Genomic DNA, 14,069 nt, shown 5'->3' on the forward strand with positions numbered 1-14,069 from the left:
CTGAGATCGAAAAGGCGGCTTCGGCCGCCTTTTTTGTTGCGCCGGTTTCGCAGCAGTGGTTTTAGGTAAGCCCTCTCATTCCGATGGACCAGCCCCCGAAATGTCCTTCCTCCTGCGCGATGCCTCGCAAGCCGACATTCCCGCCATTGCCGATATCTATCGCGAATCCGTCCTGAACGGCGTGGCGAGCTATGAGATCGTGCCGCCTTCCGAGGCCGAGATGGCGCAGCGTTTTTCGGCGATCGTCAGCCAGCGCTATCCTTATATCGCCGCCGTCGATGCCGACGGAGGTCTGCTCGGCTATGCCTACGCCTCGGCCTTTCGCACGCGCCCCGCCTATCGCTGGATGGTCGAGGATTCGATCTATCTGGCCCCTGAGGCGCGCGGACGCGGCGTCGGCAAACTGTTGATGGCCGAACTGATCAACCGCTGCACCGATCTCGGTTTCCGTCAAATGACCGCCGTCATCGGCGGTGCCAGCCCTGCCTCGATCGCGCTTCATCTCAAGGCAGGCTTCGTGGAGGTTGGCCTGATGAGGGGCACCGGCTACAAGCACGGCCGTTGGCTGGATACGATGGTCATGCAGCGCGCCCTCGGCGAAGGCATGACAACCGCTCCGGATCCGTCCACCTATCCCGGCACGCTGTTTGCCGGCTGATACGGCCTACTTGTCGACGAGCTTCAGGGCCTTGTCGAACACCTTCAGCACCTGATTCAGCTCGTGACCGCGCTTCAGGATCGTGCCGTGGATATTGATCACCGAATAGGCGCCCTGCTTGGCCGCCATCTTCGGATTTTTCTCGATGCGGAAGAGCGGCATTTCGCCGGAGCGCTTGAAGACGGAGAAGACCGCCTTGTCCTTCAGGTGATCGATCGCGTAGTCGCGCCATTCGCCGTCGCCGACCATGCGGCCGTAGATCCACAGGATCGCGTCCAGTTCGCGCCGATGAAAAGTCACCGGAAGCGGGTCCTTGCTTTGTTTGTATTCCCTGAGATCGACGACGACTGAGGAACTATTGTCGACGGAACGGCTTTCGCCGTGTCGCAAATCCGGCTGATCTGTCATCAGGTCTCCCAAGGCCTCCGCTTGTGACAGGAGAGTGACAGTGTGCCCGACCCGCCGCAAATTGCAAGAGTACCGCCCGTCACATTCGGCCGCAGTCTGATAGCGCTAACGCTTTCTCTGCAGCGCCGCATTTCAGTCAAAACAGCGCCTCATTTGCAGGAGAATTATGAATCCCCGGTTTGGCGCCAGCGCGCCAAAGGGCCCGGCGGAGCGTATCGACCTTAACCCCAGCCCCGAATACGCTCAGCCGGGCCGCCCGGTACTTCATCCGCAACCGGATGAAATCTCAGATGTTTTTTCCAGCCATCACCACGGTCGCGCCAAGGATCGCAGCCGGATCGCCGTTGTCGGTCGCCGATTGTAGCAGGATCGCGCAGCCTTCGAGCTGCGGCCGCTGCAGGACGCTCGCCGGCAGCGTCAGACTGGTCGCCTTGCCGTCCCACATACCGACCGTTTCGACATTGGTGACGCTGTGCAGATAGGACAGCTTCTTCCCGCTGTTTTCGCCTTTTTCGACGTCGATCGTCTTTTCCTTGTCGAAATAGACCATCACGACATTGGCTTTGCCCTGCCCCGCGCCGATCTTGATCTCCAGCTCGTCGCCGCGCATCGCCGCGCTGATCGGGACGGTCAGCCCGTTGCCTTCGCTGCTATAGGTGTCGATCTTGCCGTTGATGCCGTTGAGATCAGCGCCGGCCAGATGGCCGCGCCCGTTGACGATGGCCTGCGGCGTGTAGACGTTGCTGCGGCCCATCGTTCTGGCATAGCCGTATTGCCGCTCGGTGTTTTCCTTGGAGCTCAGCGTATCGGCCCAGCCGAGATAGTTCCAGTAATCGACATGATAGGCGAGCGCGATGACATCGCCCTGGTTCACCAGCTTGCGGAAAGCGGCATCAGCCGGAGGACAGGAAGAGCAGCCCTGCGCCGTGAACAGTTCGACGACACCTTTCGGCGTGCCGTCTTCGGCCTGCAAGGGGCCTGAGAGAACAACGCCGGCGATCAGCGGAATCAAAAAACGGGGGGACATTCACCTGCACCTCTTTTTCAGCGCCGACGGCGTGTTGGAACCGGAGGCTCTGACATATGAACGTACGAATAATCCTTCCGGGTCCAAACGAAAAGTCACGAACGGGTGAGACGCAGCGCTGCCGGAACCCGCGGAAAACAAATCATCGTGAGCTGGCCAAATTACTGTCGCCGCAAAGAAAAGCCGCCGGAAACTGCTCTCCGGCGGCCATTATCAGTCGAGTCTCTTAAAAATCAGGCAGCGAGATCGCGCAGAACCGTCTGCAGGATGCCGCCATTGTTGAGGTAGACCACCTCGTCGAGCGTATCGACGCGCGACAGCAGCGGAACTTCCTTCACGGTGCCGTCGCCATAGGTGATCTTGGCGATCTTCTTCTCGCGCGGCTTGATCTTTTCCAGACCTTCGATGGTGACGAGTTCGTCGCCCTTGAGGCCGAGGCTCTGCCAGGTCGTGCCCTCTTCGAAGACGAAGGGAATGATGCCCATGCCGACCAGGTTCGAGCGATGGATGCGCTCGAAGGACTGGGCGATCACCGCCTTGACGCCGAGCAGGTTGGTACCCTTGGCAGCCCAGTCGCGCGAGGAGCCGTTGCCGTATTCGACGCCGGCGAAGATCACCAGCGGCACGCCCTCGGCCTTGTACTGCATCGCCGCGTCGTAGATCGAGGTCTCTTCCTTCGACGGGTAGTGGATGGTGTAGCCGCCTTCCTTGCCGTTCGGGCCGAGCATGTGGTTGCGGATGCGGATATTGGCAAAGGTGCCGCGCATCATCACTTCATGGTTGCCGCGACGCGTACCGTACTGGTTGAAGTCGGCAACGGCGACCTCGTGGCCGAGCAGGTAGGCGCCTGCCGGCGATGCCGCCTTGATCGAACCGGCCGGGGAAATATGGTCGGTGGTGATCTTGTCGCCGAACAGGCCGAGAACGCGGGCGCCCTTGATGTCGGAAACGCCAGTGCCCTTCTTACCCATGCCGACGAAGTAGGGCGGGTTCTGAACATAGGTCGAATTGTCGTCCCAGGCATAGGTCTGGCCCGGCGGAACCTGGACGGCCTGCCAGTTGACGTCGCCCTTGAAGACATCGGCGTACTTGGATTCGTAGAGCTCGCGGGTCACGTATTTCAGGATGAATTCCTGGACTTCCTTCGAAGTCGGCCAGATGTCCTTGAGATAGACCGGGTTGCCGCTCTGGTCCTCACCGATCGGCTCCCTGGTCAGATCCTTCTGCACCGTGCCGGCAAGCGCATAAGCGACGACAAGCGGCGGGGATGCGAGGTAGTTCGCCTGCACGTCGGGCGAGATACGGCCTTCGAAGTTACGGTTGCCGGAAAGAACGCCGGAAACGATGAGACCTTTGTCATTGATCGTCTTCGAGATCGGCGCCGGCAGCGGGCCGGAATTGCCGATGCAGGTGGTGCAGCCGAAGCCGACGAGGTTGAAGCCAAGCTTGTCGAGATCGGCCTGCAGGCCCGACTTGGCGAGATATTCGCCGACGACTTGGCTTCCCGGTGCCAGCGAGGTCTTCACCCACGGCTTCGTCTTCAGGCCCTTGGCAACGGCGTTGCGGGCAAGAAGGCCGGCGGCGATCAGCACTGACGGATTGGAAGTGTTGGTGCAGGACGTGATGGCGGCGATCGCCACGTCGCCATGGCCGAGATCAAAATCCGTGCCTTCGACCGCATAGCGGTTGTTGAGCTGGCCGGGCTTTTTGTAATCCGTGTCCATCGAGCCGGCAAAACCGGTCGCGATGTTCTCGAGCGAAATGCGGCCTTCCGGACGCTTCGGGCCGGCCATCGACGGCACGACGTCGCTAAGATCGAGTTCCAGCGTGTCGGTGAAGACGAGCTCGGAACCGTCGCCCTCACGCCACATGCCTTGGGCCTTCGAATAGGCTTCGACGAGAGCGATCCGGTCATGCGTGCGGCCGGACATGGTAAGGTAGTTGATGGTTTCGCCGTCGACCGGGAAGAAGCCGCAGGTGGCGCCATATTCCGGGCCCATATTGCCGATCGTCGCGCGGTCGGCGAGCGGCATATTGTCCATACCGGGGCCGAAGAATTCGACGAACTTGGAAACGACGCCCTTCTTGCGCAGCATCTGCACGACGGTGAGAACGAGGTCAGTTGCAGTGACGCCTTCCTTGAGCTTGCCGGTCAGCTTGAAGCCGATGACTTCGGGCAGCAGCATCGAGACCGGCTGGCCGAGCATCGCAGCTTCCGCTTCGATACCGCCCACACCCCAGCCGAGAACGCCGAGACCGTTGATCATCGTCGTGTGGCTGTCGGTGCCGACACAGGTATCGGGATAGGCGATCGTCTCGCCGTCCTCTTCCTTGGTCCAGACGGTCTGGCCGAGATATTCGAGATTGACCTGATGACAGATACCGGTGCCGGGAGGCACGACGCGGAAATTCTTGAAGGCCTGCTGGCCCCACTTCAGGAAGCGGTAGCGCTCGCCGTTGCGCTGGTATTCCAGCTCGACATTCCTCGCGAAAGCCTGCGGCGTGCCGAATTCGTCGACAATGACGGAGTGGTCGATGACGAGATCGACGGGAACGAGCGGGTTGATCTTCTCGGGATCGCCGCCGAGCGACACCATCGCGTCGCGCATCGCGGCAAGATCGACGACGGCGGGAACGCCGGTGAAGTCCTGCATCAGCACGCGCGCCGGGCGATAGGCGATTTCGTTTTCGACCGCGCCCTTATTATCAAGCCATTGGGCGACGGCCAGGATGTGCTCCTTGGTGACCGACTGGCCGTCTTCGAAGCGCAGCAGGTTTTCGAGCAGCACCTTCATCGAATAGGGAAGCTTCGAGACGCCGGGCAGACCGTTTGCCTCAGCCTTGGGCAGGCTGTAATAGACATAGTCTTTTCCGTTCACGGAAAGCGTGGAACGACAATTGAAACTGTCAAGAGATTTAGACACGAGAGACCCCGTTTCTGATAGCCAACACAGTCGTGCGAACGCCTATGCACTTAATGCACATCAGGATGCGGGTACGGCCATTTCCGCTGTCCGCACGTGGAACAGACGCTCCAAGTTCGGCGCAAGGATGAAATTCACGCCGACCGCTGGCGTGGTTGCAGGTCTTATAGATAATTTCCTAAAAACTTGCCATACCCGAACGCAGTCAAAACCGGACATTTTTTGACCCCTCCGGAAGCCGAAACCAGGAAAGACCCGACGTATGCATCTCACCGCCGAAAATCTGGCCGCAAGGCGCGGTGAGGATCTGATTTTCGTTAACATTTCCTTTCACTTGGCAGCCGGCGAGGCGCTTGTGCTGACGGGCAGAAATGGATCGGGAAAGTCCACTTTGCTGCGTGTCATCGCCGGCCTTCTCAAGCCGGAAAAAGGCACCGTCATCTTCCGCGACGGAGAGGGCTGGAAAGACCGGCATCCGGGCGAAGCCAGCCACTACCTTGGCCATCGAAACGCGATGAAGAATGAACTTACAGTTGCAGAGAATCTGGAATTCTGGCGAGCCTTTCTCGGCCACCCCGGCACTGCCGGCCTCCCGCTTGAAGAAGCCGCTGAGGCCGTCGGCCTCTCAGGAATCACCCACCTTCCCTTCGGTTATCTCTCCGCCGGCCAGCAGCGCCGGATAGCCTTCGCCAAACTGCTCGTCGCCCACCGCCCCGTCTGGATCCTCGACGAACCCACAGCCGCACTCGATGCCAGCGCCGACCGGCTGCTGGCCGAATTGATCGCAGCGCATCTGGCACAGGGCGGCATCGTGCTGGCGGCAACGCATCAGCCGCTGGGGCTGGAGAATGTGCAGCAAATGAAGATGACGGGCTTTGCCGGCGTGGATCATGGGGTATGGGGATGATGGTCTGTGGGTATTTGTCAGAGTTTGAGGGCAAGACCCCTCCCCAACCCCTCCCCATAAGGGGGAGGGGCTACTTTGCCGCGCCGTCCGATGCAAACCTCATCGTTGCAGTCAGCGGGACGGTAACAGCCTGCCAGATCTTTGCTTTTGGCCACTGCCGCGCACCGCAACTTAGCCCCTCCCCCTTGTGGGGAGGGGTTGGGGAGGGGTCTTTTCAACACACCTCTTCAGAGCGCCCCGCATGACCGCCCTCTTCCTCCGCGACCTCAAGCTCTCGATCCGCGCCGGCGGCGGTGCTCTGATCGGCGTGCTGTTCTTCCTGACCATCGTCGCCGTCATTCCCTTCGGCGTCGGTCCTGATCTCAAGCTGCTGTCGCGCATCGGTCCCGCCATCGTCTGGATCGGCGCGTTGCTTGCCGCCCTTCTCGGCCTCGACCGCCTGTTCCAGGCCGAGCGCGACGACGGATCGCTCGACCTGATGCTGATGCAGGAAACGCCGCTCGTCCTTACCGTGCTGGTCAAATGCCTCGCCCACTGGACGGCCACCAGCCTGCCGCTCGTCATCGCCTCGCCGCTGCTCGGCCTCTTCATGAATATGGACGAGACGGCGATCGGTGCGACCATGCTGACGCTGCTTGTGGGATCGCCGGCCATCACCTTCATCGGCGCCGTCGGCGCCGCCGTCGCCGTGGCGCTGCCCCGTGGCGGCCTGCTGGTCTCGATCCTCGTGCTACCCTTGACCATCCCGGTGCTGATCTTCGGCGTCAGCGCCACCTATGCTGCGGTCGAAGATCCGGCCCCCTTCCTGCCGCCTTTTCTCATCCTGATCGCGCTGACACTCTTCTTTGCCGTTATCGGTCCGGCCGCCGCTGCCCTGGCGCTGCGAAACACGGCGGATTGACCAGCCATTCGATTGCGGGAAAAGCCGGATCAAGGTAAGGAACGGTCATGAACGAAACGAGCCTTGCCATCAGCAAATTCAGCGATCTCGCCAACCCGACGCGGTTTCTGGCGCTGGCGGCGCGCGCCATTCCCTGGCTGGCCGGCATCACCGCCCTCTGTTTTATCGTCGGCCTCTATCTGAGCTTCGCCACCGCGGGCGATTATCAGCAGGGCGAGACCGTGCGCATCATGTATATCCATGTGCCCTCGGCCTGGCTTTCGATGATGTGCTACACGATCATGAGCATATCGGCGATCGGCACGCTCGTCTGGCGCCATCCGCTGGCCGATGTCTCGGCCAAGGCAGCAGCCCCGCTCGGCGCCGCCTTCACCCTGCTTGCCCTCGTTACCGGCTCGCTCTGGGGCAAGCCGATGTGGGGCACCTGGTGGGTCTGGGATGCGCGGCTGACCTCCGTCTTCATTCTCTTTCTGATGTATCTCGGGCTGATTGCGCTCAGCCGCGCCATCGACGATCCGTCGAAGGCCGCACGCGTCAGCGCCGTGCTCATCCTCGTCGGCTTCGTCAACATCCCGATCATCAAATTCTCCGTGGAATGGTGGAACACGCTGCATCAGTCGGCAAGCGTGCTGCGTCTCGACGGCCCGGCGATCGATCCGGAATTCCTGCGGCCGCTCTTCGTCATGGCGATCGCCTTCACCCTGCTCTTCTTCACCCTGCATATCATGGCGATGAGGAACGAGATCTGGCGCCGCCGCATCGCCGCCCAGCGCCGCCTCGCCGCCCGCATGGCCAGCCGCGAGGAACAGACTTGACGCACGCCTTCTACGTCTACGCCTCCTACGGCTTCGCAGCCCTCGTAACGGTCGCCGTCACGCTCTGGACCTGGGCCGACGGGCGGGCGCGCCGCCGGGAACTCGCGAGCCTCGAAGCCGCGGGCATTCGCCGCCGCTCGGCACGCACTGGGGACGGGCAATGAGCGAGACGCCGGAAATCCCGCCCGCCAAGCAGCGAGGGCGCGGCAGCTTCGTGCTGGCGCTTCTGCCGCTGATCGTCTTCGGCGGCATTGCGGCAACTGCCGCGAAGATGCTCTACGACCAGGATTTTCACGGCAAGAACATCACCGAAATCCCTTCCGCCCTGATCGGCACCAAGGCGCCGACGCTGAACCTTCCGCCACTCGATGGCGCCAACCTGCCGGCGCTGACCGATGCAGCGATCAAGGGCAAGCTCACCCTCGTCAACGTCTTCGCCTCCTGGTGCATTCCCTGCCGCGACGAACATCCTGTTTTGAAAGAACTGGCAAAAGACGGACGGCTGAACATCGTCGCCATCAACTACAAGGACCAGAGCGACAACGCCCTGCGTTTCCTCGGTGAGCTCGGCAATCCCTACCAAGCGATCGGCATCGATCCGAACGGCAAGGCGGCGATCGACTGGGGCGTCTACGGCATTCCGGAAAGCTACCTGGTCGCCCCCGACGGCACGATTCTCTACAAGCGCGTCGGCCCGTTCGACGATGTCAGCCTGAAGGAAGGGCTGTTTCCGGCGATGGAAAAGGCATTGGGCAAGCCGGTTTCCTAGCGAGGGGTCTTTCCGGGACAAAGAAGCATTAAAGCCCGCTTTGCCAGACCTTGATCGCCTCCACTGGCCAGATCAGCATCACCACATTGAGCGTCAGATTATCGCGGATCACATAGCCGGTGAAAATTTCGAAGAAGATGGCGATCGCCACCGTCAGTGCCACCGGCGCGCGCGATGCGAAGAAGAAGCCGACGCACATGAAGACGGTATCCATCGCCGAATTCAGGATGCTGTCGCCGTAATAGTCGAGGGCGATCGTCGCCGTGCGGTAACGGTCGATGATGAGAGGTGAATTCTCGAGCAGCTCCCAGCCGGATTCGATGAACAGCGCCAACAGCAGTCGTGCCGCCAGCGGCTTGCGGCGCAGGACGAGATGGCCGAGCCCGTAGAACAGGAAGCCGTGGATGATGTGCGACGGCGTGTACCAGTCCGACAGGTGCTGCGAATTGCCGCTGGTATTGACCCCGCCCTCCCAGAGTTTGACATAACCGCAGGCGCAGATCGGCACGCGGCCCATCATATATTCGGCGACGATCTGGGCGATCAGCACCGCAAGGCAGGCGACGAACCAGTAGGTCTGGTGTTTCACACGATATTCAACGTCTGCCGCACTCACTTCTCGCCGTCCGTTTCCAGGTTGATGCTATGCTTGAGCACCAGCGGCATCTGCGCCAGCGTGAAGATGATGGTGATCGGCATCGTGCCCCAGACCTTGAAGGCGACCCAGGTGCCGTCGGAAAAATTGCGCCAGACGACTTCGTTCAGCACGGCGAGGAAGAGGAAAAAGATGCCCCAGCGGATGGTGAGCTTGCGCCAGCCCTCGGCATCGAGCTGGAAGGCGGCATTGAAGACATAGCCGAGCAGCGAGCGGCCGAAGGCAAGCCCGCCGAGCAGCGCCACCCCGAAGAGCGCGTTGACGATGGTCGGCTTCATTTTGATGAAGGTCTCGTTCTGCAGCCAGATCGACAGCGAGCCGAAAATGACGACGACGATGCCGGAGACAAAGGGCATGATCGGCAGATGGCCGAGCACGATCTTCGAAACGATCAGCGAGATGATCGTCGCCGCCATGAAGAGCCCGGTCGCCACGAACAGCGGTCCACCCAGTTCGGAAAGCGCCGGAAACTTCTCCACCAGCCACTGGCCGCGCAGATTGGCGAAAAAGAAGATCAGCAGCGGTCCGAGTTCCAGCGCCAGTTTCAGCAGCGGGTGATGCCGGTCAGCCGCGGTCGGGGTGATATCGCTTTCGGTGCTCATGCCTTCTTCAAACCTGTTCTTCCTGGAAACCTGCGGGCCGGCCGTGCCTTGCAGGCTTTCGGCGGCATATCTGTGGCATCATTGCCCAAGTCCGGCAATGGCATGCGCGAAATCCTCGGCCTCGAACGGCTCGAGATCGTCGACACCTTCGCCGACACCGATGAAATAGACCGGCAGCTTGTGCTTGGCGGAAATGGCGACGAGGATGCCGCCCCGCGCCGTGCCGTCAAGCTTTGTCATGATCAGCCCGTTGACGCCGGCAACATTGCGGAAGATCTCGACCTGGCTGAGCGCATTCTGCCCCGTCGTGGCATCGAGCGTCTGCAGCACGGTATGCGGCGCATCGGGATCGAGTTTGCCGAGCACGCGCACGATCTTCTCGAGTTCGGCCATCAGCTCGGCCTTGTTCTGCAGGCGGCCGGCGGTATCGACGATCAGCACGTCGCATTTTTTTGCCTTCGCCTGTTCGAAGGCATCATAGGCAAGGCCTGCGGCATCGGCGCCGAGCTTGGTGCCGATGAATTCGGAATTGGTCCGCTCGGCCCAGATCTTCAGCTGCTCGATCGCCGCCGCACGGAAAGTATCGCCGGCGGCCAGCATCACCTTCAGCCCGGCACCGGAAAGCTTCGCCGCCAGCTTGCCGATCGTCGTCGTCTTGCCCGTGCCGTTGACGCCGACGACGAGGATGACATGCGGCTTGTGCGAGAGGTCGAGCTGCAGCGGCCTGGCGACCGGCTTCAGGACCTTGGCGATTTCGGACGCCATGATCCGGCTGACATCCTCGCCGGTGACGTCCTTGCCATAGCGCTCGGACGCGAGTGTGTCGGTGACGCGCAGCGCGGTCTCGACGCCGAGATCGGCCTGGATCAGCAGGTCTTCGAGATCCTGCAGCGTCTCGTCATCGAGCTTGCGCTTGGTGAAGAGCGCGGCGATCTGGCCGGTCAGTTGCGAGGAGGTGCGCGCAAGCCCGTTGCGCAGGCGCTGGAACCAGCTGAGCCTCGGCTGGAGGACAACGGGCTCGGGTTCGGCGATCTTCGGGCCGGTGGCGAAGCCTTTTGGGAGGATGGGGTCAGACTGCGCCGATTCGACCAACTCCGGTGACGGGAGGGGCGTTTCGGCTGAAATGTCGCGATCCGCGGCCTCCCCCTCTACCCTGCCGGGCATCCCCTCCACAGATGGGGGGAGACTCGTGGCGATGTCTTCCGCCGCATCCTCTGAATCCTGTGAGGCAGTATTAGCCTGATCTTCGCCATCGATTGCCTGGCGATCGGTATCCGCGCGTTCAGTCCCCCCACCTGTGGGGGGGACGCCCGGCAGGGTAGGGGGGGTATCTTGCGCGGCCTCCGCCTCGGCTTCCAGCAATGAAAGCGGCACGACGCCCATGTCGCTCAACCGGTCGGCGGCGGGCAGAATTGCGGCTTCGACATCATCTTTAGCAACCGGCGCCTCGATCCCGGCCTCGTCAATATCGGCAGCCGGCCCGCCGGCCGTATCCATTTCCTCGGTCACCACCCAATCGTCAGCAACCGGCAGATCTTCGTCGCGCGAACGCGGCCCCAGCTCCTTTTCCACGGCTGCAGGCACAGGCTCTTCAGCCGGCTTGCCGAAGGTGAAGACCTTTTTGATAAAACTGAGCGCCATGGGGATTCCGTGAAAGTCAGGCCGCGGCAGCGGCCGTCAATTGCATGTCGAGATGCTTGCCATTGTGGCCGGTGATCGTGACCGGCACAAGTTCGCCGGGACGAAGGCCGGGCGCGGCAACCAGCGTGAAGTTTTCCGTATGCGCCAGGCCGTTGTTTTCAACAAGCAGCCATTGCCGGGTTCCGATCATGCCGTCGAGATGGGATTGATGCAGCCTATGTCCAGTGGCGCGCAGCCTGGCGGCGCGATCCTTGACCAGCGACCGGTCGAGCTGCGGCATGCGGGCGGCCGGCGTGCCGGGACGCGGGCTGTAGGGGAAAACATGCAGGTGGGCGATATCAGCCTCTTCGGCCAGCCGCACGGCATTGCCGAACATCTCTTCGGTTTCGGTGGGAAAGCCGGCGATCATATCGGCGCCGAAGCTCATCTCGGGGCGAAGGCGGCGTGCCTCCTCGATGAAACGCAGCGCATCGGCGCGCAAATGCCGGCGCTTCATGCGCTTTAGGATCATGTCGTCGCCGTGCTGCAGCGAGAGATGCAGATGCGGCATGAAGCGCGGCTCGTCGGCAATCAGATCCATCAGATGGGCATCGGCCTCGATACTGTCGATCGAGGAAAGCCTGAGGCGGCGGATATCGGGGAGCTGCTTCAGCAGCGTCTTCGCCAAAAGCCCGAGCGTCGGGGCGCCGGGCAGATCGCCGCCATAGCTGGTGGCGTCGACGCCGGTCAGCACGATCTCGCAATAGCCGCCGTCGACGAGCTTGCGGGCCTGGTCGACGACCGCCCCCATCGGCACCGAGCGGGAATTGCCGCGGCCATAGGGGATGATGCAGAAGGTGCAGCGATGGTCGCAGCCGTTCTGCACCTGGATGAAGGCGCGCACATGGCCGTCGATATGCCTGACCATCTGCGGCGCCGTCGCCTTGACGCTCATGATGTCGTTGACGCGGAGCTTCTCTTCGGCCGAGACGCCGAAATCCGGCAGGCTGCGATAGGAGGCGCTGGTCAGCTTCTCCTCGTTGCCGAGCACGGCATCGACCTCCGCCATTTCGGCAAAGGTCTGTTTTTCCGTCTGCGCGGCACAGCCGGTGACGATGATGCGGGCATGCGGATTGTCGCGCCGCGCCCGGCGGATCGCCTGGCGTGCCTGGCGCACGGCCTCGCCGGTCACCGCACAGGTATTGACCAGGATGGCATTGTTGAGCCCGGCCTTTTCAGCCTGCGCCTTCATCACTTCGGATTCATATGTGTTGAGGCGGCAGCCGAAGGTAATGACCTCGACGCCGCTCACTGCGCCTCCGCCTCTCGGGTATCCTCGCGCGACCAGAGACCCGTCGACGGATCGAGCCTGCCCGACCATTCCCATTCGGCCGGGCCGGTCATGATGACATGGTCGTCGCGCTCGCGCCATTCGATGGAAAGCGTGGCCGGCGGCTTGGCGCTCGCCACATTGATCGTCACAGTGCGGCCGGTACGGCCGGTGCGCGCAGCACTGACGGCGGCAGAACAGGCGGCCGAGCCGCAGGCAAGCGTCAATCCCGCACCGCGCTCCCAGGTGCGCGTCGTCAGGGATGTCGGTGAGGTCACTTGCGCCAGCGTGATATTGGCGCGCTCGGGAAACATCGGATGGTTTTCGAGCAGCGGTCCGAAACGGGCGAGATCATAGGACATCACGTCTCTGTCGACCCAGAAGATCGCATGCGGATTGCCCATCGACATCGCCGACGGCGAATGCAGCACCGGATTGTCGATCGGGCCGATCTGCAGTTCGATGCGGCTGGTATCGTGGAATTCTTCCGCCAGCGGGATCCTGTCCCAATTAAAGACCGGCCGGCCCATATCGACGGAAATCGTGCCGTCTTCATGCTCGACCGCATTGAGGATGCCCGCAACCGTCTGGAAGGTGAAGGCCTTTCGGCCGGTCTCGGCGGCAAGCGCCTGCACGACGCATCGCGTGCCATTGCCGCAGGCCTGCGCCTTCGAGCCGTCGGAATTCAGGATATCGATGAAGGCATCGGTGCCGTCGGCCTTCGGATCATGGATCGCCATGATCTGATCGAACTCGGTCTGCGGATCGGCATTGAGTGCGACCGCCGCCGCCGGCGTCACCTTATCCGGCCGCCCGCGCATGTCGACGACCAGGATCTTGTTGCCAAGCCCGTTCATCCTCGCGAATTCGACCGTTGCGCTCATGATATCATTCCGTCCGTCTTTCCGCTGTATATGGCGGAAATGCGAAGGAATTACCAGTGGGTGAGTGCCGGGCAGGTTTGCCGCCGGCTGCCCTTTCGAGGCAGTTCAGCCTTTAACGCCGCGCACCGTCGGAATCGAAAGACGCCGCATGTGCTTCGACGATAGCGGCGGTGATGACTTTTCTCAGCTCGTAGACCAGCGAGCGGGACCGTTTGCGGTCCAGGTCCTGTGCCGCCTTAGCAAGGTTCAGGCCTTCATTCAGGACAATATGGTGAGCCCGTGCCAGCGCCCAGCTCTCAATATCAGGATTTATCATTCGATATCTCCGCCGAATCATTCGGCATCAAGGATATTTACGAATCATTTTACAGGATGCACTTAAGTAGAAAGTAGAATCATAAGTGGAATATTTTGCAACTGGCCTATATCGCGAATTTGGACTGTCGGCCGGAATTTTAATCGCTCGCGCCAGGTCGCAGCGCTTCCGACAAGCCCGCCACGCGGTCATTCGACGCATTCGCCTTGACTTTCCCACTGCTTTCCTGTTTATCGCGCCCAATCCGCGACGA

The 14,069-nt window shown here is 61.7% G+C and carries 15 protein-coding genes; 6 read left to right on the top strand and 9 right to left on the bottom strand.

Translation table 11 applies throughout. The annotated features are described in order from the left end of the window. The first annotated feature begins 100 nt into the window (after positions 1-100). On the top strand, positions 101-658 hold the full coding sequence (locus QMO82_RS21845) for a GNAT family N-acetyltransferase (RefSeq protein ID WP_183608583.1): 558 nt from the start codon (positions 101-103) through the stop codon (positions 656-658). Positions 659-664: 6 nt separating this feature from the next. Here QMO82_RS21845 and QMO82_RS21850 read toward each other — a convergent pair whose 3' ends face one another. The 3 genes from QMO82_RS21850 to acnA all read right to left on the bottom strand — a co-directional run bounded on the left by QMO82_RS21850 (position 665) and on the right by acnA (position 5,017). Then, positions 665-1,066, bottom strand: a complete 402-nt coding sequence (locus QMO82_RS21850) for a DUF2794 domain-containing protein (RefSeq protein ID WP_097617951.1) — start codon at positions 1,064-1,066, stop codon at positions 665-667. A 286-nt stretch (positions 1,067-1,352) separates the two neighbouring features. Further along, a complete protein-coding gene (locus QMO82_RS21855) occupies positions 1,353-2,093 on the bottom strand; it encodes a thioredoxin family protein (protein WP_183608582.1) in 741 nt (246 codons plus the stop codon). Positions 2,094-2,326: 233 nt separating this feature from the next. After that, complete coding sequence (acnA, locus tag QMO82_RS21860; RefSeq protein ID WP_183608581.1) at positions 2,327-5,017, bottom strand: aconitate hydratase AcnA; 2,691 nt, start codon at positions 5,015-5,017, stop codon at positions 2,327-2,329. A gap of 262 nt (positions 5,018-5,279) precedes the next feature. On the opposite strand from acnA, the gene ccmA reads away from it, so the two are divergent. From ccmA to QMO82_RS21885, 5 genes are all read left to right on the top strand, one after another. Further along, on the top strand, positions 5,280-5,924 hold the full coding sequence (gene ccmA, locus QMO82_RS21865) for a heme ABC exporter ATP-binding protein CcmA (RefSeq protein WP_183608580.1): 645 nt from the start codon (positions 5,280-5,282) through the stop codon (positions 5,922-5,924). A 241-nt stretch (positions 5,925-6,165) separates the two neighbouring features. Next, positions 6,166-6,825, top strand: a complete 660-nt coding sequence (gene ccmB, locus QMO82_RS21870) for a heme exporter protein CcmB (protein ID WP_062941327.1) — start codon at positions 6,166-6,168, stop codon at positions 6,823-6,825. Positions 6,826-6,872: 47 nt separating this feature from the next. Beyond that, positions 6,873-7,640, top strand: coding sequence for a heme ABC transporter permease (locus QMO82_RS21875; RefSeq protein ID WP_183608579.1), 768 nt, complete (start codon positions 6,873-6,875; stop codon positions 7,638-7,640). Then, positions 7,637-7,804 carry a heme exporter protein CcmD gene (ccmD, locus tag QMO82_RS21880; RefSeq protein WP_183608578.1) on the top strand — a complete coding sequence of 56 codons (168 nt, stop codon included), beginning with the start codon at positions 7,637-7,639 and terminating at the stop codon, positions 7,802-7,804. Before QMO82_RS21875 ends, ccmD begins: the two co-directional genes overlap by 4 nt. Continuing rightward, complete coding sequence (locus QMO82_RS21885) at positions 7,801-8,409, top strand: DsbE family thiol:disulfide interchange protein (RefSeq protein WP_183608577.1); 609 nt, start codon at positions 7,801-7,803, stop codon at positions 8,407-8,409. Before ccmD ends, QMO82_RS21885 begins: the two co-directional genes overlap by 4 nt. Positions 8,410-8,437: 28 nt before the next feature. Here the strand turns inward: QMO82_RS21885 and QMO82_RS21890 are convergent, their stop codons facing one another. The 6 genes from QMO82_RS21890 to QMO82_RS21915 form a co-directional block, all read right to left on the bottom strand. Continuing rightward, positions 8,438-9,025 (bottom strand): DUF2585 domain-containing protein, encoded by a 588-nt coding sequence (locus tag QMO82_RS21890; RefSeq protein WP_183608576.1) that lies wholly within the window; start codon positions 9,023-9,025, stop codon positions 8,438-8,440. Continuing rightward, positions 9,022-9,666: a septation protein A gene (locus QMO82_RS21895; protein WP_183608575.1), complete on the bottom strand. Its 645-nt coding sequence runs from the start codon at positions 9,664-9,666 to the stop codon at positions 9,022-9,024. The genes QMO82_RS21890 and QMO82_RS21895 overlap by 4 nt, the downstream gene beginning before the upstream one ends. Positions 9,667-9,744: 78 nt before the next feature. Continuing rightward, the gene (ftsY, locus tag QMO82_RS21900; protein WP_183608574.1) at positions 9,745-11,307 is read right to left on the bottom strand and encodes a signal recognition particle-docking protein FtsY; all 1,563 of its coding nucleotides are present in this window, start codon (positions 11,305-11,307) and stop codon (positions 9,745-9,747) included. A 16-nt stretch (positions 11,308-11,323) separates the two neighbouring features. Then, positions 11,324-12,598: a tRNA (N(6)-L-threonylcarbamoyladenosine(37)-C(2))-methylthiotransferase MtaB gene (gene mtaB / locus QMO82_RS21905; RefSeq protein WP_183608573.1), complete on the bottom strand. Its 1,275-nt coding sequence runs from the start codon at positions 12,596-12,598 to the stop codon at positions 11,324-11,326. Further along, positions 12,595-13,500: a diaminopimelate epimerase gene (dapF, locus tag QMO82_RS21910; protein WP_183608572.1), complete on the bottom strand. Its 906-nt coding sequence runs from the start codon at positions 13,498-13,500 to the stop codon at positions 12,595-12,597. The genes mtaB and dapF overlap by 4 nt, the downstream gene beginning before the upstream one ends. Positions 13,501-13,612: 112 nt before the next feature. Next, positions 13,613-13,837, bottom strand: a complete 225-nt coding sequence (locus QMO82_RS21915; protein ID WP_183608571.1) for a hypothetical protein — start codon at positions 13,835-13,837, stop codon at positions 13,613-13,615. Between the last annotated feature and the right edge of the window lie 232 nt (positions 13,838-14,069).

The organism is Rhizobium sp. BT04, from assembly GCF_030053135.1.
Taxonomy (GTDB): Bacteria; Pseudomonadota; Alphaproteobacteria; order Rhizobiales; family Rhizobiaceae; genus Rhizobium; species Rhizobium binxianense.